This window comes from Micromonospora sp. CP22, assembly GCF_009712475.1.
GTDB lineage: Bacteria > Actinomycetota > Actinomycetes > Mycobacteriales > Micromonosporaceae > Micromonospora.
Genome location: NZ_VCJO01000004.1, coordinates 239,272 through 262,274 on the forward strand (window position 1 = coordinate 239,272; position 23,003 = coordinate 262,274).

The window sequence follows — 23,003 nt, forward strand, 5'->3', positions numbered from 1 at the left end:
ACGCCCTTCCCGGTCGGTCACCGGGAAGGGCGGGACCGCGCCGGCTACTGCTGTTGGATGAGGCGATCGAAGTTGGGCTGCTGGTCGAGCACCTGGTACTTGCTGGCGAGCGTGGCCAGCGACTCCAGGCTCGCCCGGTCCAGCTCCCAGCTGAACCGGGGCAGCTTCACCGAGTCCGCGACCGCCTCCGGGAGTTCCAGGTTGTCCTTGATCGCCTGACGGACGGCCGCCTCGTTGGCGGAGTCCTCCGCCCAGGCGAGCGTCTCCTTCATCGCCGCCGTGAAGTCGGCGATCAGCTTGGCGTCGGAGTCCAGCCGCTCCTTGGTCGCGATGGTGGTCAGCGTCGCGAGCCCGGGAGCGACCGCCTGGTAGGGCGCGACGATGAAGGTGTCACCACGATTGCGCAGCTGGGTGACGAAGGGCTCCGGCACCCAGGCGGCGTCGATGTTGTCGGCTTCGAGTTGGGCCGGGACGTCGGGGAAGGCGACCTCGACGAACTTGATGCTCTTGGGGTCACCACCGTCCTTCTCCACCGCAGCCATGATCGTCACATCGCCGGCCGCGCCCAGGCTGTTGACCGACACCCGCTTGCCGGCGAGCTCCGCCGGCCTGGTGATGCCCGACTTGGCCGAGGCCACGACGGCGTTGATGTCGTCGCCCTCGGCGTAGGACGACGCGTAGTTGCCGATCATCACAACGCCGAGGTCCTGCAGGTCGGCCCGGAACGGGCCGAACGGCTGACCGATGGCGAAGTCGATGTCACCGTTGATGAGCGCCGGGATGGCCTGGGCGCCACCCTGGGCGGGCAGCACCTCGACGGTGAGCCCGTGCTTGGCGAAGATGCCGGCCTTCATCCCGCCCCACAACGCGGCGGTCTCGGTGATGGGCAGTGCCGCGACGCGAACCTGGCGCAGTTCGCCGCTGCTCTCGTCCGAGGGGGTGGCATCCGAGTCCGTACATCCGGCGAGCGCGACCGCGAGACCCGCGATCAGCCCGAGCGTGAATACCTTCTTCATCGACAAGGCCCTTCCTGGGCGGGGGTGGTGGGTGCGTGAACACCGACAGGTGCCTTGGGACCTGCGGCCGGTGCATGTGAGTGAGATCACCCGGCCGTGTTGGCCATCGTCGGCCACCGTCCCGCAAATGTCAAGAAATTCTGACGCCCGTCAAGGATCGTTTAAATATCGGTTTCGAAGGTGGTCAGCCCAGCGCTCGGACCAGCTCAGTGCGGGAGCGGATGCCCAGCCGGTGGTAGATGTTGCGCAGGTGGTGGTCCACCGTCCGGGTGGACAGGAACATCTGGGTGGCGACCTCCCGGTTGGTGGCGCCGGAGGCGACCAGGCGGGCGATGCGCAGCTGTTGACCGGTGAGCAACCGCACGGCGTGCGGGTCCGGCGCGCCGACGGACTCCCCCGCCGCCCGCAGCTCCACGGTGGCCTGCCGCGCCCAGCTCTGCGCACCGAGCAGGGTGAAGTCCTGCCAGGCCCGGTGCAGATGACCGCGCGCCTCGCGGGGGCGGCGAGCGCGGCGGAGTTCCCGACCGAACAGCAACTCGGTACGCGCCCGTTCGAAGGTCGCCGCGTCGGAGGGGTGCAGGGACAGCGCCCTACGGAACTGCTGCTCGGCCTCGGCGCTACCGCGCGGGGCGAGCAGGGCGTGGCAGCGGGCCGACAGGGCCCGACGCAGCGGGCTGGCGGTACTGCCGGCCCAGTGGTCGAAGACGGCGAGCGCGGTGCGGGCCCGAGCCGGCCGACCGTCGTACGCGGCGGCCTCGACCAGGTGCGGTGTGGCCATCACCTGCACCAGGACCTGGCCGCGCCCGGTGCCGGAGCGGGCCAGCGCGGCCAGCCGGTCCGCCGCGTCGGCGTACCTGGCGTCGACCAGGTCCAGCAAGGCCAGAGCCCACTGGGCGAGGGCGTGCGACCGGCTGCCCGGTACGGCGGCGTCGCCCAGCTCGGCGACGTACGCGAGGCTGGCCTCGCGGTCGGCCCGGACCGCCGCGAGCACGGCGAGCAGGCCCAGGTGCACGCCGGCACTGGTGTGCTGGCCGGCGGCCCGCGCCACCCGTAACCCCTCGCGGCAGCTCCTCGTCGCGGCGTCGTGCCGGCCCAGCCAGTACTCGCTCATCGCGCGCAGTTCCAGCGCCCTGGGCAGCAGGGACACCTCGCCCCGGTCGGTCGCCAGGTCGATGGCGCGGTCGGCGAGCCGGTACGCCGCGGCGTCCACCGCCACCAGCAGACCGGCCACGGCCGCACCGGTCAGCGCGGTCGGGGTCAACGCGGCGTCGGGCAGCCGTCCCCCGAGCACCACCGCCCGGCGCAGCAGCGGGCCACCGTCGGCGTGCTCGCCGCGCAGCGTGGCGGCGACCCCGGCGACCAGGCTGGTCAGCAGGTCCACCCACGGCGGATCCCCGGCGCGGCGAAGCGCGGCCATCCGGCGGGCCACCTCCGCATAGCGGTACTGGTCGCCGGAGAAGCAGACGGCCTCACCCGCCCGCACCAGCGCGACCAGCGCCGACTCGCGGTCGACCTCGGCCAGCGCGGTCGCGGCGGCCAGCAGGGTGGGTAGGGCGGCCGACGCCGAGCCGCACCGCAGTCGCATCTCGCCGCGCAGCATGTCGGCGAGACCGCCGACGGCGGTGTCCGGCAGACCCGCGACGCGATGCAGCAACGCCTGGGCCCGGTCGGGCTCCCCCGCCTGCCAGGCGTAGCGGGCGGCGGCGACCTGCCGCCGGGCCGCGAGCCCCGGGTCGTCGCTGAGTTCGGCGGCCCGGGTCAACACCGTCGCGGCGGCCGACCGGTCCGCGTCGTCGCCCACCGCCTCCTCCAGCTCCGCCGCCAGCGCCGGGGCCGGTCCGTCGGTCGCCGCGGCCAGGTGCAGCGCCCGACGCAGCCGGGCCCCGGTGCCGTCCAGGGTGGCGGCGAGCAGCAGATGTGCGTCACGACGCGCGGCCGGGGAGGCGATGGCCTCGACCATCGTCCGGGCAAGCGGCCGGGGAAAGACAGCGCCACCCCGGGCGGTGAGCCGGATCAGGCCGGCGGCCTCGGCCGGGGCGAGCGCCGCGAGGCTGTCACCCCCCGCGCGCAGCGCCCGGCCCAGCGTCACCGGGTCCACGGCGTACCCCTGGGCCGTGGGCGTCGGGGCCGCGAGCGCGGCCAGCAGCAACGCGCGCCGCGTCTCGGCGGACAGCCGGGACAGCAGGACGCGGTACGCCCGGCCCAGGCCGCCGTCGGCGGGCGGTGCCGTGGGCAGGGGTTCCGCACCGTGCCACTGGTCGGGCGTCAGCGAGTCGGCGAGATCGACGAGCGCCTGCGGGTTGCCGGCGGCCAGGGCGCTCAGCGTCGCCAGCACCGGTGCGGGCGGCGGCGGCCCCGGGCGGCACTCGGTCAGCAGGGCCTGACCGTCCGAGGCGTCCAGCGGCAGCAGCCGGCGGCTGGGGATCGCGTCCGCGCCGCTGTCACTGCCGGCGGTGAGCAGCAAGACGACGGGCAGGTGCGACAGCCGCCGGGCCACGAAGGTCAGCAACCGCGCGGTCGGGGCGTCTCCCGCGTCGAGGTCGTCCATGGTGCACAGCAGCGGGCCGTCGTGCGCGGCCTCGGCGAGCAGCCCGAGAACGGCATGGGAGAGCAGCAACTGGTCCTGGTCCGGGCAGCCCTCGCCGGCCACGGCACGACGGAGCACCTGCCGTTGTCGGTCGGACAGCGCACCGGTGCGGTCGAGCACGGGGGCGAGCAGCCGCTGCACTCCCGCGTAGGGCAGCATCGCCTCGTCGGGCAGACCGGCGGCGGCGAGCAGCCGGCGACCCCCCGCGTGCCGGTGGGCGTACGCCAGCAGCGCACTGCGCCCGGAGCCGGGCTCACCGTGCAGCAGCAGCGCCTTCCCGGCCGGTGCGGCGAGCAAGGTTCGGATCTCCCGGCACTCCGCCTGCCGGCCCCGCAGCACAGCTTTTTGCACCGTCGATGCATGAACCATACATCGAGTCTCGCCTATCATCCGGCGCTTGGAAAGGGGTGAATATCGGGTGACCGGCGCCGACGGCGCGGGTCAGCGGTCGGTCGCCTCGGCCAGCAACGCGCCGACGGTGCGGGTCATCACCGCCCGCGCGGCGTCGACACCCAACCCGAGGCTGTCCCGCAGGGTCGACCACGCCGGCCAGGTGCTCGCCGCCACGATCGCGTGGACCACCTGCTCCCGCGCCGTCCCGGCGCGGTCCAACTCCTCGGCGAACAACTGCTCGATCTCGTCGCGCACCCGGGCGATGTGCTTGAGCCGGTTGCGGCGCAGCTGCGCGGAGACCGGTTCGCGCATCTGCGCGGCCCGCGCCGACGGCGCGATCAGTTGCAGCAGCTTCGCCCGCTGTCGGCAGAACGCGTCGACCCGTTTGGCCAGCGGCAACGCGGTCGAGATGGGCCGCCACGCGGCGTCCTGCTGGCGCAGCAGCTCCGCGCCGCTGGCCTCGAAGAGCGTCTCCATGTCCTTGAAGTTCGTCCAGAGCGTACGCAGGGAGATGCCGGCCCGCTCGGCGATGCGCTCACCGGTCGGACGTAGGTCGCCCTCGGAGATGAGCGCGAGATGCGCCTCGACGATCGCCGCCCGGGTGCGCTCGGCCCGGGCAGTTCGCCCATCGACCCGACCGGCCGCCTCCGCACTGACCATCCCGGCTGTCCCCTCACCCTGGGTTGCGTTCCGTGCGAGCCCGAGTCTAGGCCGCGTCCGCCGACGGGACGGACACGGACGTCGGCCCGCGCTCGCCTGGCGCGCACCGCCCGGGGTCCGGGGCCGGTCGGTGCGCGCCAGGCGGGCGGATCAGGCGGTCGGCACGCCGTTGGCCGGCGGCGTCACCGGCGGCACGGTGTACTCGTTGACCGGACCGTCGGCCTCGTCGGTCTCGTACGTCGGGCCGAAGAAGCGCTGCTCGCCCTTCTCGACCCGGCTCAGCCGGCCACCGCCGTAGCCGGAGTGGTCGGTGTCGGAGAACCGCAGGGGCGCCACGCCCGGCCCCTGGTAGCCGCCCTTGCGGACGGCCTCGATCAGCGACTCGCGGGTGAGGTCCTTGCCGGCGGCCTGCAACACCTGCACGAACAGGTACCCCACCGCCATGCCGTAGACGGTGTTGCCGTCGAACTCCGCGCCGCCGTTGTGCTCCGCGTTCACCTTGGTGAACAGCTTGATCCACGGATCGTCGGCGTCGTTCTGCATCGGCAGGTAGTTCAGGCCGACCATGCCCTCCAGCAGCCCGGCGGCGTCGCCGAGTTGCCGAGCCAGCGTCGGGTGGTCGGCACCCACGTTCGACACCACCCACTGCGGGCGGTAGTCGAGCCGGGCGGCGGTGCCGACGGACAGCGCGGTGAAGCCCGGCACGGTGGCCAGGATGACGACCTCGCAACCGGCCGCCTTGAACGCACCGATCTGCGGCGCGACGTTGGTGTTGCTGGTGACGTAGGTCTGGCGGTCGACCACGCCGTCGGCGCCGAGCACCTTCTCCACGCCGGCCAGCGCGTCCCGGCCGAAGTCGTCGTCCTGCCCGAGGAAGCAGACCTTGCGACCGGGCATGGTGGTCTTCACGTGGTTCGCCAGGATCTTGCCCTCGACGGTGTAGTCGGGGTTGAAGCCGAAGGTGTTCGGGTAGCGATCGGGCTGGTCCCAGTTCCGGCTGCCGGAGGCGACGAAGAGGTCGGGCACCCGGTTGGTGTGCAGGAAGTCCAGCACGCCGGTGTGGGTCGGGGTGCCGAGCCCGTTGAGGATGGCGAAGACCTTGTCCTGCAACACGAGTTGCCGGACCACCTGCTGCGTGGTGGCGGGGTTGTAGCCGTCGTCCATCACCTTGTAGGTGATCTTGCGGCCGTGCACCCCGCCGTTGGCGTTGACGTAGTCGAAGTACGCCTTCGTCGCCGGGGAGATCTTCGAGTAACCGGCGGACGCCGGACCGGTCAGCGGCATGTGCGTGCCGACGGTGATCTCCGTGTCGGTGACGCCGGGCACCGGCTCCCCCGATCCGGGACCGTCGTCGGAACCACAGGCGGTGGAGCTGAGCAAAAGGGTGAGGGTGGTGGCGATCACGAGACCGCGCCGTGTCGTGCTGCGCATGGGACACCGACCTTTCATCGGTCCGGTAGCGGTAGATGGTTGGTTGGGGGGTGAGGAGGTGGAGCGGTTACGACCGCCCGACCGGCCAGCGCGCGCGCAGCGCCCTGGCCAGCCGGGACAGAAGCCCTTGCACGCCGCCGGGCGCGGCGATCATGACCACGATCAGCGTGCTGCCGAAGATCGCCAGTGGCAGGTTGCCCTCCAGCCGCTGCGCCGCCGCCGGTGAGAGGGTGAACAGGTTGGTCAGCGAGTGCGTCAGGTCGGGCAGGACGACCAGCAGGAAGGCACCCCAGACCGCCCCGGCGAGGCGACCGAGACCGCCGATGACCACTGCCATCAGGAGGAACAGCGACAACGTCAGGCCGAAGGCGCCGGGTGACACGCTCTGCGCGAGCACCGCCAGCAGGGCACCGCCGAGGCCGGCGCTGGCCGCGCTCACCACGAACGCGATGACCTGGGTACGCGCCACGTGGATCCCGGCCAGGCGGGCGGCGACCTCGTCGTCGCGTACCGCCCGGAAGGAGCGGCCGTACCGGCTGCGGACCAGGTTCGCCAGCAGCACCAGGCAGAGCAGGGTCGCCGCGGCGGCGATCCAGAGCTGCCACCGCTCGTGCGGGAAGTAGACGCCCAGACGTTCCGGCGCGGGCGCCATCGGCACCCCCAGACCCTGCTCGCCGTTGAAGACGCCGTCGAAGGTGACGGTCAACGCCGGCACCACCACCGCCACGGCCAGGGTGAGACCGGCCAGGTAGGGCCCGCGTAGGCGGGCGGCGGCGACCCCGACGACCGCGCCGACGACCACCGTCGCCAGCACCGCCACCATCAGCGACACGATCAGCCACCCACCGGCGGTCAGCCCCCGGTCGGCGAACGCGTTCTGGGTGAGCGCCAGGGCGTACGCGCCGGTGGCCATCAACGCGCCGTGCCCCAACGAGAGCTGCCCGCAGAGCCCGGTCAGCACGGTCAGCCCGGCGGTGGCGCAGAGGTAGGCGGCCACGGTTGCCAGTTGGAAGTTGCGGAACGAGTCGAGTTGGTAGCTGGCGGCCAACACCAGCAACGCGACGCCCGCCGCGACGACGAGGTGGCGAAGCAGGGTCGGCACCGTCCAGCCGGGACGGGTGGACTCGACGGCGGCGGCTCGGGCGGGCGGCGCCGACGCCCGGGTGGCGCTCACACCCGCCTCGCGGTGACCGCGGCGAACAACCCGCCGGGGCGCAACAGCAGCACCGTCAGCAGCAACGCGAGCACCGCCAGCGGGATGAGGTCGCCGCCGGCGTACCCGCTGACGTAGGAGAGCAACAGACCCACCCCCAGGCCACCGACGACCGCGCCCGGCGGGCTGTCCAGCCCGCCGATCACCGCGGCGGTGAACGCGGTGACGAAGACCAGGTCCATCGCGTGCGGGTGCACGCCCAGCTCGGTGGGGATGACCAGCATCCCGGCCAGGGCACCGACGCCCGAGGCCAGCGCCCAGCCGAGGGTGAGCATGCCGCCCACGTTCACCCCGAGCAGCCGGGACACCTCGGGGGCGAACGCCGCCGCCCGCATCCGGAGCCCGATCGCGGTCCGGGTGAAGATCCAGACGAGTGCCGCCACGACCACCCCGACGGTGGCGAAGACGAACAGGTCGTACGGGGACAGCACGGCGGTGCCGCCCACCGTCATCGCGGTCCGACTGAACGGGGCCTGCGCCGGCAGGTACTCGTTGCCGTACACCATGCCGAGCACCGCCTGGATCAGCAGGACCAGACCGAGTGCGACGATCACCGGGTTGAGCGGTGACCGGTGGTCCACCAGCCGCATCACCGCGAGGTCGACGACCGCCCCGAGCAGCAGCCCGGCGAGCAGCGCCGCGCCGAAACCGAGCCAGTACGAGCCGGTCGCGGCGGTGACGCTGTACGCGACGTACGCGGCGGCGACCGCCATCGCGCCCTGGGCGAAGTTGACGATCCGACCGGCCCGCCAGATGAGCACCAGGGCCAGCGCGAACGCGGCGTAGACCGCGCCCCTCGACAGGCCGTCGAGGGTGAGGAAGAGGAAGCGGTCCACGGTCCTCCTTGAGTTTCAGAATCCGAGGTACGCGTGGCGCAGGTCGGCGTCGTCGCGCAGCCGGGCGGCCGGGGCCGCCAGGACGACCCGGCCGAGCGACATCACGATGCCCTGGTCGGCCACGGCCAGGGCGCTGCGCACGTTCTGCTCCACCAGCAGCACGGTCAGCCCGGTGTCGTCGCGCAGTCGGCGCAGCAGCGCCATGGTCTGGGCCACCACGCGGGGGGCCAGACCGAGCGACGGTTCGTCCAGCAGCAGCAGGCGGGGTCGGCCGACCAGGGCCCGACCGAGGGCCAGCATCTGCCGTTCGCCACCGGAGAGCTGGTGGCCGAGGTGTCGCCGCCGGGTGGCCAGCGGCGCGAACAGCTCGTAGATCTCGTCGAGGGCACGCGCGGCGTCGGCGCGGTCCCGCCGCCAGAGCGCGCCGAGGCGCAGGTTCTCCTCCACGGTGAGTTCGCCGATCACGCCACGGCCCTCCGGCACGTGCGCCACCCCGCGCCGGACGAGTTGCTCGACCGGGGTGCCGCGCAGGTCACGGCCGTCGAGGAGGATCCGGCCCGAGGTAGGGCGCAGCATCCCCGAGAGGGTGCGCAGCAGGGTGGTCTTCCCGGCGCCGTTGGCGCCGATGACGGCGGCGATGGTGCCGGTGGGCACCCGCAGGTCGACGTCGTGCAGCACCGGCACCGGCCCGTAGCCGGCGGCCAGGGTCTCGACGGTGAGCAGGTCGCCGCTCATCAGGCGGCCTCGTCGACGGTCGCACCGAGGTAGGCGTCCACCACGGCCGGGTTCTCGCGGACCGCCTCCGGCGGCCCGGCGGCGACGACCCGCCCGAAGTCGAGCACCACGATCCGGTCGCAGACCGCCATGACCAGGTCCATGTGGTGCTCCACCAGCAACACGGCGCAGGGGTCGGTGGCCCGGTGCGGCAACCCTCGGATCAGCTCCGCGAGGGTGTCCACGTCGTCCGCGCCGAGGCCACCGGCCGGTTCGTCGAGCAACAGCAGACGGGGGCGGGCGGCCAGTGCGCGGGCCAGCCCGACCCGCTGGCGTACCGCGAAGGGCAGGGTGTCGGGCGCGGCGTCGGCGTACCCCCCGATGCCCAGCTCGTCCAGGACGGCGCGGGCGTGCTCGCGCAGCCGACGCTCGTCGCGGTCGCTGCGCGGCAGCCCGAGCAGCGCCGGCAACAGGCCGGCGCGGGCGGTGTGGCTGGCCCCGGCCATCACGTTCTCCAGGACGGTGAGCCCGGCGAACAGGCCGGTGCCCTGCAACGTCCGGGCGATGCCCAGCCGGGTGAGGCGGTGCGGTCGTGGTCGCAACGGGCGGCCGTCGAGGGTCAGCGTCCCGGTGTGCGCGGTGACGAAGCCGCACACGACGTTGAACAGCGTGGTCTTGCCGGCCCCGTTGGGGCCGATCACCCCGACCACCTCGCCCGGATTGACCTCCAGGGAGACGTCGTCGAGGGCGGTGAGGCCGCCGAAGCGCACGCCGACCTGGTGCAGTGCGAGACCGTCGGCCATCAACCCGCCTCTCACCTCGCGGTCAACTTATTACACTCGGAGTGTACATTTCGCGAGTGTTTCGTCAACACCTTCGATAGGGCGGTCATCACCGGACGGCCGCGCCTTGCGCAACCGGCGGCGCGGGCAGGTCGACCAGCCGGGCGAGGGCCGCCCGGTGCCGATCCGCGGTGCCGAAGGCGATCGCGGTGCTCTTGGCCCGCTTGAGGTAGAGATGGGCCGGGTGTTCCCAGGTGAAGCCCAGTCCGCCGTGCAACTGGACGCAGGTCTCCGCCGCCCTGACCGCCACCGGGCCGCAGTACGCCTGCGCCAGCGCGGCAGCCAGCGCCGCCTCGTCACCGGCGTCGAGCCGGTCGGCGGCGTACCGGGCCACCGCCCGCGCCTCGGTCAGCTCCACCCAGAGGTCGGCCAACCGGTGCTTGACCGCCTGGAAGGAGCCGACCGGACGGCCGAACTGATGCCGCTGCCGCACGTACTCGACCGTCGTGTCCAGACACCACTGCGCCACCCCGACCTGCTCGGAGGCGAGCAGTGCCGCGCCTGCGGTCAGCGCCTCCGTCACCGCCGCCTCGGCCGCCGCACCCACCGCGACCGGACGGGCCGGCGCCGCGGTGAACTCGATGTCGACGAGCGGCCGGGTGACGTCCAGCGACACCACCGGTTCGTACCGGACCGCCGGCTCGACGGCGTCGACCGCGTACAGCCCGTCGCCGGCCGGGACCAGCAGCAGACCGCGCGGCGCGGCGTCGGCCACAGCGGTCACCCGACCGGACAGCGTCGGCCCGGGACCCACCGTCACCGGCGGCGGGTCGGCGTCGGGCGCGGTGGCCAGACCGACCGCCAAGGCCACCTCGCGTTCGGCGGCGGCGACCTGGCACAGCAGGGTGGTCTCGCCGCAGGCGAGCAGCGCCCGGGTGGCCACGACCGCGCCCAGGAAGGGCACCGGCGCGACGGATCGGCCCAGTTCCTCCAGCACCACCGCGACCTCGCGGAAGCCGGCCCCCACGCCGCCGTGCTCCACCGGCACGGCCAGGCTGGTCACCCCGATCTGGTCGACCAGCCGGCGCCACAGCGTCTCGTCGCGCGGGTCACCGTCGTCGACGGCGGTGAGCACCCGCTGCCACGGCGCGTGCGCGGCCAGCAGCGCCCGGACGCTGTCGCGCAGCGCCTCCTCGTCGGCGTCGTAGAGCAGGTCGGTCATCGGTCCACCCGGGGTTCGGCGGGCAGTCCCAGCACCCGCTCGGCGATGATGTTGCGCAGGATCTCCGACGTGCCGCCCTCGATGGAGTTGCCTCGGGCACGCAGGTAGCGGTAGGTGGCGGTGCGGCCGAGCAGGTCGGGTTCGGCCGGGCGGCGCATCGTCCAGTCGTCGTGCCGCAGCGCCTCCGCGCCGCGCAGTTCCACCTCCAGGCCACTGATCCGCTGGCTGAGCTCGGCGAAGGACAGCTTCACCGCGGACCCCTCGGGACCGGGTTGACCGGCGGCGACCAGCTGACGCAGGCGCAGCGCGGCCAACCGGGCGGCCTCGGCGCGTACCCACGCGCGCAGCACCTCCTCGTGCAGCCCACCGGTACGCAGGTCGGGTCGTTCGCGCCACAGCCGCGCCAGCACACCCACCATCCCGCCCTCCCGGGGCAACGGCCGACCACCGATGGCGACGCGTTCGTTCATCAGCGTGGTGCGGGCGATCTGCCAACCGTGCCCGACCTCGCCGATCCGGTGGGCGTCGGGTATCCGGACCCCGGTCAGGAAGACCTCGTTGAACTCGGCCTCACCGGTGACCTGCCGCAGTGGGCGTACCCGCACCCCCGGCGCGCTCATGTCGCAGACGAAGTAGGTGAGGCCGTGGTGCTTCGGGGCCGCCGGGTCGGTGCGGGCCAACAGGATCGCCCAGCGCGCCCGGTGGGCCAGGGAGGTCCACACCTTCTGGCCGTCGACCACCCAGTCGTCACCGTCGCGCACCGCACGGGTGCGCAGGCTCGCCAGGTCCGATCCGGCCTCGGGCTCACTGAACAGCTGGCACCACACCTCCTCGCCGGTCCACAACGGTCGCAGCCAGCGCCGGCACTGGGCGTCGGTGGCGTGGCGCACCAGGGTGGGCGCGGCCATCCCGAGACCGATGCTGTTGCGCCGGGGCTGATTGTCCGGTGCCCCGGCCTCGGCGAAGGCCGCGTCGACCACCGTCTGGAGGTGCGCGGGCGCGCCCAGGCCACCGCGACCGGGTGGGTGATGCACCCAGGCCAGCCCGGCGTCGAAGCGGGCGCGCAGGAAACCGGTGCGGTCACCGCCCGGATCGTGCCTACGCAGGAACGCGGCGACCAGCTCGCGTAGCCCGTCGGCCGTGTGGTCGGACACTCACCACCTCCAGGATTATTGCACTGCCAATGCAATATACGGCCGCCGGTCCTCGGGACGGAAGACCGGCGGCCGGACGACCCGGGGCGGACGCGTCACGTCCGCCCCCGGTCGGCCTCAGTGCGGGCAGGTGTTCCGGTACTCCTCGATCGCCGAGCCGCTCGGGCCGGGGCAGAGGAACTGGTCGTAGCGGGTGTCGTCGTCGACGAACCGCTTCAGCCAGGCCACCATCTGCTTGGCGGTGGGAGTGTTGACCGTGTTCGGGAAGAAGTGACCCGCGTTGTTGAGTTCCAGGTACGCCTTCTCGGTAGCGGCCGGGATGCTGTTGTAGAACGGCTCGGAGTGCGAGGAGACCGAGGCGACGGAGTCGGACTCACCACCGATGATCAGCGTCGGCACCCGCAGGTTCGACCAGTTCTTGGTCAGGTTCCACGGTGCCAGCGGCACGGCGGCCTGCAACGACGGCCGGCTCGCCGCAGCCTCCAGGCTGCCGCCGCCACCCATCGAGTGGCCAGCCACCGCGAGCCGACTCGCGTCGACCCGGTTGCGCACCGAACTGCGCTCGGTCAGGTAGTCCAGCGCGGCCAACAGCTGCCGACCCCGGCTGCTCGGCTGGTCCAGCCGGGTGATGGTGTCGATGCCGATGACCACGAAGCCGTGCGAGGCGATCCGTGGCCCCAGCCAGTCCAGGCTCGACCAGGAGGCGGTGTAGCCGGGCGAGATGGCCACCGCGCCGAAGGTGCCCGCCGTGGTGGTGGTCGGGTAGTAGATGACGCCGCCGCCGAACCCGAGGACCAGCGAGGAGACGCTCGTCGACGAGGTCGCGAAGGGGCCACGACTGGCCTCCAGGATCGCGTGGGTCGGGTCCGGCCCCCGCTCGTACGGGTTGGCGGCCTGGGCGGGGGACGAGGTGGCGACGACGCCACCGGCGGCCAGGACGGCGGCCATCGCCAGCCGGGCCAGGAGAGTGACGGTACGGGGACGGGTGGTGGTGGTTGATCGCACGTCGGATACTCCCTTGGGTTGGAGCGGTATCGACTGTGATCAGTGTTTGGGGCGACCTGCCGGTGCCGCATCGGCAAAATCACCAGTCCCCACCCGACCTGGGAGGTGAAAGGAAGGGCACCCTATTAACGCCTCCGGTAGAGGAAGGGCCCCTTCCTAACAGTCGCGCGCACGAACGCTGTTGAAGCACGAAGCCTCACGACGGCACGGATGAATCAGAGAGCCGTGCAGAGCGTGCCGTTGAGCCGGAACGCCGTCGGCGTGACGTTCGGCCCGCTGTACTCCCCGACGAAGCCGACGCTCACCGTGCCTCCGGCGGCGATCTGGCGGCTGTCGTCGTTGTGGGTCACCCGGACGGTGGTGTCGATCTGTTCCCAGTTGGCGTTCCAGCCGCTGCCCACCTGCTGCCAGGTGGTCGGCCAGGTCCAGGTCAGCGTCCACCCGTTGATCGGCCGCGCGGTGTTGTTGACGATGTCCACGTTCGCCACGTACCCGTTGCCCCAGTCCGTGGTGTTGGTGAAGCGGACCCCGCACGCGCTGCTTGCCGGGCTGCCGGTGGTGAAGGTCAGCGGCGGCGACGCCCAGGAGACCCGGCCTGCGGTGTCCCGGGTCAGCACGTTGACGGTGTATCTGCGGCCGGGCACCAGGTTGCCGACGGTGAACGAGGTGCCCGGGGTCTCGCCGAGCTGCTCACTGACCGCGCCGTACTGCCGGTGCACCTCGTACTTGGCGATCGGGCTCGCGCCCCGGGTCGCCGCCGCCCAGGCGATGGTGGCGGTCCGGTCGGTGACGTCGGTGACCGTGGGCTGTCCCGGGGCACCGGGCTGTCCGGTGGTGGCACCGGCCGGAGCCACCACGATCGTGGTCAGCGAGTACGGCGGCAGGGTCCGACTGGTCGCGCTGCCGGAGCGGCTGGTGGCGATGGCGGTGGCGCCGTTGGTGTGCGTGTGGACCGTCGGCTCCCCACTCGACGGGGCGAAGCCGGCGTAGTCGATGTCGACCTCCCGGGCGTTGTCCGGGTCCTTGTTCACCAGCAGCACCGCGACCTCGCCGGTGGCCCGGCGGACCGCGTGCGCGGCGACCAGCGGATCGTCGCTGGCCGCCCGGATGAACTGGTCACCGGTACGCGCGAAACGGCTCATCATGGACAGCCCGTGGTAGGGGGCGAAGGGGGTGTTCAGCGGCGGCTCGCAGACCGATCCGTCCGAGGTGCAGGTGCCGCTGGAGAGCATGCCGAAGTCGCCGTAGTCGGTCTGCCCGGCCACCGTCGACACCCGGCCGATGCCGTTGCGTACGTTCCACCAGTGGACGGTGAACACCCCGTCGGCCAGCAGTCCGCTGTAGGCGTCGGCCAGGAACAACGCGGCCGGCTGGCTGGTCATGCCCTCCGAGGTGACGTTCACCTCGGTCAGACTGATGCCGATACGCCCGGCGTTCGGGCCCGCGTACCGGGTGATCTGCTCGCGCAGCAGGTGGACCGCGTCGGTGATGTGGCTGGTACGCGGCAGCGACTCGGCGGCGCTGCCGCCCGGGTACCAGTGCACGTCCACGAAGTCGATCTTCTGACCGGCGATGGACAACACGGTCTGGTTCCACGGGCCCGGGTCCTCACCGGCGGTCAGCCCGTCGGGCCAGTTCGCCGGCATGGTGAGCACCGCGCCGACCTTGATGCTCGGGTCGACGGCCTTCATCGCGTCGGCGTACTCGACCACCAGGTTCGCGTAGTAGGTGGCGCTCTTGTCGGGGTGGTGGTCGGCCTCCCACGACGCGCCGTAGTGGCCGTTGCCGTAGTTCTCGTTGCCGACCGTCCAGTACCGGGCGTCGTAGCCCTTGGTCACGTTGGCGTACCGGACCCACTCGGCCGCCTCCTCGGCGGTGCCGGTGCCGTAGTTCGCGATGATCATCGGTTGGGCGCCGGCCCGGCGTACCCCGGCCACGAAGGTGTCGAAGTCGGTGCCGGGGGCGACGTAGCCACCGGGGGCGGTGTGGTCCCGCCAGTGGTAGATGTCGGCGTAGGAGCCGCCGGGATAACGCATCATCTGCACCCCGGCCGCACGCAGCAGGTCCGACGTCTCGGTGGTCCCCAGCTGCGAGTCCCAGATGGCGTGGTTGACGCCGAGCGCGGTGTCGGGCACGGTCGCCAACCCGGCCCGGGTGTTGACGGTGACCGTCGCGGGCGTGGTCGCCGCGTCGGCGATCGGTTGGTCGACCACCACCGCGGCGGTGCCGAGCAGCAGACCGACCGCGACGACGGCGAACCCGCGTCGGGTGGAGCGTCGAGGTGGGGTGAGCGGTCGAACGCCGTGCCGGTTCGAGGACGTCATGGGCTTCCTTGTCGATCACGCGGAGATCCATCGGTCCCGAGCCCGGCAGGCCGGGCTCGGGACCGATGGATACGGAGACGAATCCGTCTTCGGCCGTCGTCCCCCGGGACCCGGTCCCGGTTGCCCATCGGGCGACGGTCGCTCACACGCGCGACAACGCATCGGCGTCCAAGAATCCCACAGCATCGGGTCCGGCTCAATGCCCGATTCGGTACATCATGTGGTGATCATCGGCAACTGCCGGGCGGTCAGCCCATCTTCGGGGTGGCCCGGTCGATGATCGCGGCGAAGTCGACACCGGCCGGCAACGTGCCGTAGGCGTGCCCCCGATCGCCGCCGAGCCGGGAGGCGCAGAAGGCGTCGGCGACCGCCGGGTGACCGTGGCGCACCAACAGCGCCCCCTGCAAGACCAGCGCCAACTGCTCGACCAGCCGACGGGCGCGTACCTCCAGATCGGTCGGATCGGCCAGGGCGGACCGCACCTGGCGGACGGCGGCGTCGAGCCGGGCGTCGGCGCCCGCAGCGGCGTCCACCTCGGACTGGAACGCCGCCATCACCTCCGGCTGACCGCCCAGCGCGCGCAGCACGTCCAGCGCGGCGACGTTGCCGGAGCCCTCCCAGATCGAGTTGAGCGGCGACTCGCGGAACAGGCGGGGCATCCCGGACTCCTCCACGTAGCCGTTGCCGCCCAGGCATTCCAGGGCCTCGGCGGCATGACCGGGCCACCGCTTGCAGACCCAGTACTTGCCCACGGCGAGCGCGATCCGTTTGAACGCCGCCTCGGACTGGTCACCGTGCGCGGCCCGATCGGTCGCCCCGGCCAGCCGCATCATCAGCACGGTGGCGGCCTCGGACTCCACCGCGAGATCCGCCAGGACGTTGCGCATCAACGGCTGGTCCACCAGGTAGCGGCCGAAGGCCCGCCGGTGGGCCGCGTGGTGCGCGGCGGTGACCACCCCGTGCCGCATGCCGGAGGCCGCGCCGATCACGCAGTCCAGGCGGGTCAGGTTCACCATGTCGATGATGGTGCGTACGCCCCGACCCTCGTCACCGACCCGCCAGGCCACCGCCTCGTCGTACTCCACCTCGCCGGAGGCGTTGGAGCGGTTGCCGAGCTTGTCCTTGAGGCGCATCAACCGCATCGGGTTGCGGGTGCCGTCGGGCAGCACGCGCGGGACCAGGAAGCAGGTGAGCCCACCCGGTGCCTGGGCCAGGGTGAGGAAGACGTCGCACATCGGCGCGGAGGTGAACCACTTGTGCCCGACCAGCCGGTAGCTGCCGTCCGGTGCCGAGCGCGCCGTGGTGGTGTTCGGCCGCACATCCGAGCCGCCCTGCTTCTCCGTCATCGACATGCCCGCCAGCAGGCCCTGCTTGGACAGCGGCACCCGCAGCCCGAAGTCGTAGGTGCGGGCGGTGAGCAGCGGCTCGTAACGCGCGGCCAGGTCGGGGGCGTGCCGCAGCGCGGGCACCGCCGCGTACGTCATCGAGATCGGGCAGCCGTGCCCGGCGTCAGGACGCCAGACGTAGAACTTCGCGGCCCGCGCCACATGGGCTCCGGGGCGCTCGTCGCCCCAGGGCGCGGCGTGCAGGCCGTGGGTCACGGCGGTACGCATCAGCTCGTGCCAGGAGGGGTGGAACTCGACCTCGTCGATCCGGTGGCCGTAGCGGTCGTGGGTACGCAGCACCGGTGGATGCTCGTTGGCCAACCGACCGTGCTCGGCCGCCTCTTCGGTGCCGGCCAGTCGGCCGAGTTCGTGCAGCTCGGCCGTGGCCCAGCCGGCGCCCTCCCGCTCCAGCGCGTCGAGCAGGGCGGGCTCGTCCGCGGTGTCATGGCCGACCAGCGGCGGAACCTGGTTGAACACCTCGTGCGTGCTCACGACGGAACTCCCAACGCGCGGTGGATGAAGGTGATCAGACCGTCGACGGTGTCCGGGCCCGCGACACCGGCGGCCAGCGGGCCCACCATCGCCTCGGCCAGGGCACCGACCACGGCGGTGGAGGTCAGCTCGGGATTCTGCGGGGGCAACTCGCCACCGGCCACACCATCGGCGATGTAGCCGGCCAGCAGCGTCGCGTGGGCGCGCCGGAAGACCAGCCGTTGGGCCTCCACCGCCGGGTCGACCGGCTCGGCGAGCAGGGCGTACGCCAGTCGTGGGGCGCGCAGGGCCCGACCGGCGAAGGTCTCGATGACCGCCCGGACCCGGGCGGCGGCCGTGTCCTCGGCGGCGGCGGCCCGGGTGACGGCGTCGACCTCGCGTCGGCTGGCGGTGCGGAACACCTCGGCGAAGAGGTCCGCCTTTGTCGGAAAGTGCCGGTAGACGCTTCCGGTGGCCACCTCGGCCCGCGCGGCGACGGCCGCCACCGAGCACCCGGCGTAGCCGTGCTCGGCCAGGATGCCCAGGGCCGCGTCGATGATCCGCTCCCGCGAGGCGGTCAGCCGTGCCCTCACCCGCTCGGTGCTCCGGTACGCCACGCAAGAATTGAATCATCATTCATTTCTTGACCACAAGCGGCCCCGATCCCGCTCGACCGGTCAGGTCAGCGATTTGGCGAACCAGTGGTGTGCGTACGGGTTGCGGTTGTAGGGCGGGATCTCCCGGTAACCCGACCTGCGATAGAGCTGGATCGCCTCGGTGAGGCTGCGGTTGGTGTCCAGCCGTACGCTGTCCGCCCCGGCGGCGGCCGCGTGCCGTTCCAGCTCGTCGAGCAGGCGACGGCCGACGCCGAGTCCCCGCACCGACGGCGACACCCACAGCCGCTTGATCTCGGCGGGCTCACCCGACGGCAACCGCACCGCGCCACAGCCCACCGCCTCGCTGCCGACGGTTGCCACCAGGAACAACCCGGCCGGCGGCACCACCTCGTGGTCGTCGACTCCGCTGCTGTCCGGGTCGAACCCCGAGTCGAACCGCGCCGCGAGTTCCCGCGCGTACGCCCGCAGGCAGGCGCGGGCGCCCGGCTCGCCCGGGTGACAGGGCTCGATGGCGACCAGCGACGCCATCAACAGGTGCTCGACCTCGGCCATGGCGGCGGTGAGTCGGGTCCGCTGGCCGTCGGTCAGTGGCGCCAGCATCGACCAGGCCAGGTCGTCGGAGCTGCGGTCGAGCAGCTCCCACTCGGCCCGACCGGCCTCGGTGAGGCGGGCGGTACGCACCCGCGCGTCCCCCTCGCCCGGCCCGACGACGACCAGGCCCGCTCCCTCCAGGGTGCGCAGCAGCCGGCTGAGATAGCCGGCGTCGAGATCGAGCCGCGTCCGCAGCGCCGCCACCTCGGCGCCCTCGGGACCGATCTCCCAGAGCAGCCGTGACTGCGCGAGCGGCCGGTCGCGGGCGAGGTAGCTGTCGTCCAGCGCGCCGACGCGCTGGGTCACGGTGCGGTTGAAACGCCGCACCACGTCGACGAGTGCACGATCCATAATTCCTGACTTTAGTCAGGAATTGCGTCGAGGGCAGCATCCCGGTCGGGAAATCCCAGCCCGAGCCCGCGAGTCACCGTCGGGTGCGTCCACGCGTCTTGCGAACGCGCCGACGTAGCGCGTATGTTAGCGATAACATCGATGGGCTTGGCATAAGCCGCCACCGCGACGAACACCCGCCGGGTCCGGTCGACGCGTGCCGCGCATCACACGTCGACGTCATCGCACAGTTCCTCGCCGTCCGGTCGGCCACCACCCCCACCGGGCCGGGCGGCGCTGCCCTCATGCCCCACGGAGGTCGTGATGCCCTACCCGTCCCTCAACCGTCGACACGTGCTCCGGGCCGCCGGCGCGGCGGCCGTCGCCGCGGCCGTCGGCCCCGCGCTGACCCATGGCATCGCCAGCGCGGCACTTCCCCCGGCCCGGCCCGACCTCGGCGTCTCCGCCTACCCCTTCGAGCCGGGCCAGGTGCGGTTGACCGCCAGTCGCTGGCTGGACAACCAGAACCGTACGGTCAACTACCTGCGCTTCGTCGACGTCAACCGGCTGCTCTACAACTTCCGCGCCAACCATCGACTCTCCACCGCCGGAGCCGCGGCACTCGGTGGTTGGGAGGCCCCCAACTTCCCGTTCCGTACCCACTCCCAGGGGCACTTCCTGAGCGCCTGGGCGTACACCTGGGCCGTGCTCGGCGACACCAGCTGTCGGGACAAGGCCAACTACATGGTGGCCGAGCTGGCCAAGTGCCAGGCCAACAACGCGGCGGCGGGCTTCAACACCGGTTACCTCAGCGGCTTCCCCGAGTCCGACTTCACGGCCGTGGAGAACCGCACCCTCAACAACGGCAACGTGCCGTACTACGCCATCCACAAGACCCTGGCCGGGTTGCTCGACGTGTGGCGGCTCATCGGCAACAACCAGGCACGCGACGTGCTGTTGGCCTTCGCCGGCTGGGTCGACTGGCGCACCGGCCGACTGACCTCCGCCCAGATGCAGGCGATGCTGGGCACCGAGTTCGGGGGCATGAACGCCGTACTGACCGACCTCTACCAGCAGACCGGCGACAGCCGGTGGCTGACCGCCGCCCAACGGTTCGACCACGCCGCCGTGTTCAACCCGCTCGCGAACAACACCGACCAGCTCAGCGGGCTGCACGCCAACACCCAGGTGCCGAAGTGGATCGGTGCCGCCCGGGAGTACAAGGCCACCGGCACCACCCGCTACCGGGACATCGCCAGCAACGCCTGGAACATGACGGTGAACGCGCACACCTACGTCATCGGCGGCAACAGCCAGGCCGAACACTTCCGGCCGCCCAACGCCATCGCCGGATACCTGCGCACCGACACCTGCGAGGCGTGCAACACGTACAACATGCTGAAGCTGACCCGGGAACTGTGGCTGCTGGACCCGAACCGGGTGGCGTACTTCGACTTCTACGAGCGGGCGCTGCTCAACCATCTCATCGGGGCGCAGAACCCGGCGGACAGCCACGGTCACATCACCTACTTCACGCCGCTGAATCCCGGTGGACGGCGAGGCGTGGGCCCGGCGTGGGGCGGCGGCACCTGGAGCACCGACTACAACTCCTTCTGGTGCTGCCAGGGCACTGCGCTGGAGAGCAACACCACGTTGATGGACTCGATCTACTTCCACAACGGCAACACCCTCACGGTGAACATGTTCATGCCCTCGGTGCTCGACTGGTCGCAGCGCGGCATCACGGTCACCCAGACCACCACCTACCCGGTCGGCGACACCACGACCCTCACCGTCACCGGTAACGTCAGCGGATCGTGGACGATGCGGATCCGCATCCCGGCCTGGACCCAGGGCGCGACGGTCAGCGTCAACGGCACCGCCCAGGACATCGCCACCACCCCGGGCACGTACGCGACGTTGACCCGGTCGTGGTCCTCCGGCGACACGGTGACCGTCCGGCTGCCGATGCGCGTGATCGTGGAGGCGGCCAACGACGACCCGAACGTGGTCGCCCTGACCTACGGCCCGGCGGTGCTCTCCGGCAACTACGGCAACACCGCGCTCTCCGCGCTGCCCGCCCTGGCCACCACCTCGGTCAACCGGACCAGCACCTCGGCGTTGACCTTCACCGCCACCGCCAACGGCTCGACGGTCAACCTGCTGCCGTTCTACGACGCGCACGGCCACAACTACACCGTCTACTGGAGCGCCAACGGCCAGTCGCCGGGCACCGGTACGGCGACGTTCCGGCTCGCCAACGCCGCAAGTGGCCTGGTGCTCGGCATCGAGAACATGTCGACCACCGACGGGGCGCCGGCGTTGCAGTGGGGCGACAACGGCACCGCCGACCACGACTGGCACCTCGTCGTCGACGGCAACGCGGTCAAGTTCCGCAACGCCCACAGCGCCAAGGTGCTCGGCGTACAGAACATGTCGACCGCCGACAACGCACAGGTGCTGCAATGGTCGGACACCGGCACGGCCGACCACCGATGGACGATCGTGGACGTCGGAGACGGAACACACAAGATCCGTAACGGGCACACGGGCAAGCTGCTCGCCGTGCTCAACAACTCCACCGCCCAGGGTGCCCGGGTGGTCCAGGACCCGGACAACGGCACGCCGGACAACCAGTGGCGGTTCGTGCCCAACGGGGCCCGCCGGCTCCAGAACCTGGCCACCGGTCTCGTCCTGGGCGTGCAGAACATGTCCACCGCCGACGGTGGCCTGGTGATCCAGTGGGGTGACAACGGCACCGCCGACCACCTCTGGACCGCGATCGTGGACGGCGGCTTCCTGCGCCTGCGCAACTCGCACAGCGGCAAGGTGCTGGGCGTGGAGAACGGCAGCAGCGGTAACGGCGCGCGGGTGGTGCAGTGGGCCGACAACGGGGCGGCCAGCAACCGGTGGCGGTTGCGGTACGCCGCGAACGGCTACTTCCGGATCCAGTCCGCCAACGGCGGACGGGTGCTCGGCGTCACCGGCGCCTCGTCCAGCCAGGGGGCCCAGATCGTGCTCTGGGACGACAACGGTGCCGCCGACCACCGCTGGCGCTTCATCTGACCCTGGCCCCTGACCCCTGACCAGTTGATCAAGAGGTTTTGGTCGCGTCCGGCCCGGATCGCGACCGAAACCTCTTGATCAACTCATTCGGTCGTCAGCGACGGGGAGGTGGGGCGACGCTTCGCCGCGCCACCAGGGTCGGCGCGACGGTCTCGCGCAGCGCGCCGCCGCTGACCGACTCGATCTGGGTGAGCAGCATCTCCAGGCTCGCCCGTGCCACCGCGCCGAAGTCCGGCCGTACGGTGGTCAGCGGCGGGATGAAGTAGGCAGCCTCCGGCACGTCGTCGAAGCCGACCACGCTGATGTCGTCCGGCACCCGTCGACCGTGCTCGTGCAGGGCACGCAGCACCCCGAGAGCCAGGTGGTCGTTGGCGGTGAAGACCGCGGTGACGTCCGGCATCCGCGCCAGCATCTGTCCGCACCGGTACCCGGCCGCCGCGGACCAGTCCGCCGGCACCAGCGGCGGGACCTCCGCGCCGGCTGCGGTCAGCGCTTCCCGCCAGCCCTCGATGCGCCCGGCGCTGTCGAACCAGTCCGACGGACCGGAGACGTGCCAGACCGTGGGGTGACCGGCGTCGAGCAGGTGCTGGGTGGCGGCCCGCGCCCCGGCCGCCTGATCCACCGTCACCAGCGGCATCGGCCGGTGGGGGTCCCCGTCCACGGTCACCAGCGGCACGTCCTTGGGCAGTCGCTCCAGCGCCTCGCCTGCCGACTCCACCGGTGCGATCACCACGATGCCGGCGACCCGGTGGGCCAGGTGCCGCTCGACCACTGCGGATATCGACCGATGGTCGAGGTCACGCACGCTGCCCACGCTGACCGCGAAGCCGGACTCCGCGGCGGCCTGTTCCAGCGCGGCCAGCAGCGAGGCGGGACCGTAGAGGGTGGTGTTCTGTGCCACCACCCCGATCACTTGCGAACGCCCGGTGACCAACGCGCGGGCCGCCCGGTTCGGCCGGTAGCCCAACTCCGCGATGGCCGCCTGGACACGCAGGCGGGTCTGCTCGCGCACGTTCGGATGACCGTTCAGCACCCGTGAGACCGTTTGATGGGACACACCGGCGAGGCGGGCCACGTCCGTCATCGCAGGATCGCGTACGGCCATCTCACACTCCCCGCAATCCAGTCGCTCGCCGTAGCCCGTCGGCGATGACTGGCACGGCTCAGTACAAAGATCCCCTCGCGCGGTGCCCACACCGGCCCGTG

At 71.9% G+C, this 23,003-nt stretch carries 17 protein-coding genes and 1 pseudogene; 1 reads left to right on the plus strand and 17 read right to left on the minus strand.

Annotation, left to right across the window (positions count from 1 at the left end; translation table 11 throughout):
• Positions 1–44: 44 nt before the first annotated feature.
• From FF096_RS09695 to FF096_RS09765, 16 genes and pseudogenes are all read right to left on the minus strand, one after another.
• Positions 45–1,016, minus strand: coding sequence for an ABC transporter substrate-binding protein (locus FF096_RS09695; protein WP_155216507.1), 972 nt, complete (start codon positions 1,014–1,016; stop codon positions 45–47).
• A gap of 184 nt (positions 1,017–1,200) precedes the next feature.
• Positions 1,201–2,976 carry a LuxR C-terminal-related transcriptional regulator gene (locus FF096_RS27475; RefSeq protein ID WP_375335323.1) on the minus strand — a complete coding sequence of 592 codons (1,776 nt, stop codon included), beginning with the start codon at positions 2,974–2,976 and terminating at the stop codon, positions 1,201–1,203.
• A 513-nt stretch (positions 2,977–3,489) separates the two neighbouring features.
• Positions 3,490–3,993, minus strand: a pseudogene (locus tag FF096_RS27480) (ATP-binding protein); the annotation flags it as partial.
• A gap of 51 nt (positions 3,994–4,044) precedes the next feature.
• Entirely contained in the window at positions 4,045–4,656 is a 612-nt protein-coding gene (locus FF096_RS09705; protein ID WP_155216511.1) for a TetR/AcrR family transcriptional regulator, read from the minus strand.
• A 150-nt stretch (positions 4,657–4,806) separates the two neighbouring features.
• Entirely contained in the window at positions 4,807–6,087 is a 1,281-nt protein-coding gene (locus FF096_RS09710) for an ABC transporter substrate-binding protein (protein ID WP_155216513.1), read from the minus strand.
• 67 nt (positions 6,088–6,154) lie between these two features.
• The gene (locus FF096_RS09715) at positions 6,155–7,261 is read right to left on the minus strand and encodes a branched-chain amino acid ABC transporter permease (protein ID WP_375335317.1); all 1,107 of its coding nucleotides are present in this window, start codon (positions 7,259–7,261) and stop codon (positions 6,155–6,157) included.
• Positions 7,258–8,136, minus strand: a complete 879-nt coding sequence (locus FF096_RS09720) for a branched-chain amino acid ABC transporter permease (protein ID WP_309222998.1) — start codon at positions 8,134–8,136, stop codon at positions 7,258–7,260. Before FF096_RS09720 ends, FF096_RS09715 begins: the two co-directional genes overlap by 4 nt.
• Before the next feature lie 15 nt (positions 8,137–8,151).
• Positions 8,152–8,871, minus strand: a complete 720-nt coding sequence (locus tag FF096_RS09725; RefSeq protein ID WP_155216515.1) for an ABC transporter ATP-binding protein — start codon at positions 8,869–8,871, stop codon at positions 8,152–8,154.
• On the minus strand, positions 8,871–9,653 hold the full coding sequence (locus FF096_RS09730) for an ABC transporter ATP-binding protein (protein ID WP_155216517.1): 783 nt from the start codon (positions 9,651–9,653) through the stop codon (positions 8,871–8,873). The genes FF096_RS09725 and FF096_RS09730 overlap by 1 nt, the downstream gene beginning before the upstream one ends.
• 88 nt (positions 9,654–9,741) lie before the next feature.
• Entirely contained in the window at positions 9,742–10,854 is a 1,113-nt protein-coding gene (locus FF096_RS09735; protein WP_155216519.1) for an acyl-CoA dehydrogenase family protein, read from the minus strand.
• Positions 10,851–12,008 (minus strand): acyl-CoA dehydrogenase family protein, encoded by a 1,158-nt coding sequence (locus FF096_RS09740; protein WP_309222999.1) that lies wholly within the window; start codon positions 12,006–12,008, stop codon positions 10,851–10,853. The genes FF096_RS09735 and FF096_RS09740 overlap by 4 nt, the downstream gene beginning before the upstream one ends.
• A 117-nt stretch (positions 12,009–12,125) precedes the next feature.
• Positions 12,126–12,956 (minus strand): dienelactone hydrolase family protein, encoded by an 831-nt coding sequence (locus FF096_RS09745; protein ID WP_155216932.1) that lies wholly within the window; start codon positions 12,954–12,956, stop codon positions 12,126–12,128.
• Positions 12,957–13,228: 272 nt separating this feature from the next.
• Positions 13,229–15,337 (minus strand): cellulose binding domain-containing protein, encoded by a 2,109-nt coding sequence (locus FF096_RS09750; protein WP_155216521.1) that lies wholly within the window; start codon positions 15,335–15,337, stop codon positions 13,229–13,231.
• A gap of 248 nt (positions 15,338–15,585) precedes the next feature.
• Positions 15,586–17,214 (minus strand): isovaleryl-CoA dehydrogenase, encoded by a 1,629-nt coding sequence (locus tag FF096_RS09755; protein WP_309223000.1) that lies wholly within the window; start codon positions 17,212–17,214, stop codon positions 15,586–15,588.
• Positions 17,211–17,810 carry a TetR/AcrR family transcriptional regulator gene (locus tag FF096_RS09760; protein WP_309223001.1) on the minus strand — a complete coding sequence of 200 codons (600 nt, stop codon included), beginning with the start codon at positions 17,808–17,810 and terminating at the stop codon, positions 17,211–17,213. Before FF096_RS09760 ends, FF096_RS09755 begins: the two co-directional genes overlap by 4 nt.
• Positions 17,811–17,870: 60 nt before the next feature.
• Positions 17,871–18,752, minus strand: a complete 882-nt coding sequence (locus tag FF096_RS09765) for a helix-turn-helix domain-containing GNAT family N-acetyltransferase (RefSeq protein ID WP_155216523.1) — start codon at positions 18,750–18,752, stop codon at positions 17,871–17,873.
• A 303-nt stretch (positions 18,753–19,055) separates the two neighbouring features.
• On the opposite strand from FF096_RS09765, the gene FF096_RS09770 reads away from it, so the two are divergent.
• On the plus strand, positions 19,056–21,797 hold the full coding sequence (locus FF096_RS09770; RefSeq protein ID WP_155216525.1) for a beta-L-arabinofuranosidase domain-containing protein: 2,742 nt from the start codon (positions 19,056–19,058) through the stop codon (positions 21,795–21,797).
• A gap of 94 nt (positions 21,798–21,891) precedes the next feature.
• On the opposite strand, the gene FF096_RS09775 is transcribed toward FF096_RS09770, so the two are convergent.
• Complete coding sequence (locus FF096_RS09775; protein WP_196222510.1) at positions 21,892–22,881, minus strand: LacI family DNA-binding transcriptional regulator; 990 nt, start codon at positions 22,879–22,881, stop codon at positions 21,892–21,894.
• Positions 22,882–23,003 lie beyond the last annotated feature (122 nt).

What these genes read in the sequence shown, in the direction of transcription:
- FF096_RS09745 (WP_155216932.1), bottom strand. Translation starts at nt 12,956, where the DNA reads ATGGCCGCCGTCCTGGCCGCCGGTGGCGTCGTCGCCACCTCGTCCCCC.
- FF096_RS09725 (WP_155216515.1), bottom strand. Translation starts at nt 8,871, where the DNA reads ATGAGCGGCGACCTGCTCACCGTCGAGACCCTGGCCGCCGGCTACGGG.
- FF096_RS09710 (WP_155216513.1), bottom strand. Translation starts at nt 6,087, where the DNA reads ATGCGCAGCACGACACGGCGCGGTCTCGTGATCGCCACCACCCTCACC.
- FF096_RS09735 (WP_155216519.1), bottom strand. Translation starts at nt 10,854, where the DNA reads ATGACCGACCTGCTCTACGACGCCGACGAGGAGGCGCTGCGCGACAGC.
- FF096_RS09775 (WP_196222510.1), bottom strand. Translation starts at nt 22,881, where the DNA reads ATGACGGACGTGGCCCGCCTCGCCGGTGTGTCCCATCAAACGGTCTCA.
- FF096_RS27475 (WP_375335323.1), bottom strand. Translation starts at nt 2,976, where the DNA reads ATGGTCGAGGCCATCGCCTCCCCGGCCGCGCGTCGTGACGCACATCTG.
- FF096_RS09705 (WP_155216511.1), bottom strand. Translation starts at nt 4,656, where the DNA reads ATGGTCAGTGCGGAGGCGGCCGGTCGGGTCGATGGGCGAACTGCCCGG.
- FF096_RS09750 (WP_155216521.1), bottom strand. Translation starts at nt 15,337, where the DNA reads ATGACGTCCTCGAACCGGCACGGCGTTCGACCGCTCACCCCACCTCGA.
- FF096_RS09765 (WP_155216523.1), bottom strand. Translation starts at nt 18,752, where the DNA reads ATGGATCGTGCACTCGTCGACGTGGTGCGGCGTTTCAACCGCACCGTG.
- FF096_RS09730 (WP_155216517.1), bottom strand. Translation starts at nt 9,653, where the DNA reads ATGGCCGACGGTCTCGCACTGCACCAGGTCGGCGTGCGCTTCGGCGGC.
- FF096_RS09695 (WP_155216507.1), bottom strand. Translation starts at nt 1,016, where the DNA reads ATGAAGAAGGTATTCACGCTCGGGCTGATCGCGGGTCTCGCGGTCGCG.
- FF096_RS09770 (WP_155216525.1), top strand. Translation starts at nt 19,056, where the DNA reads ATGCCCTACCCGTCCCTCAACCGTCGACACGTGCTCCGGGCCGCCGGC.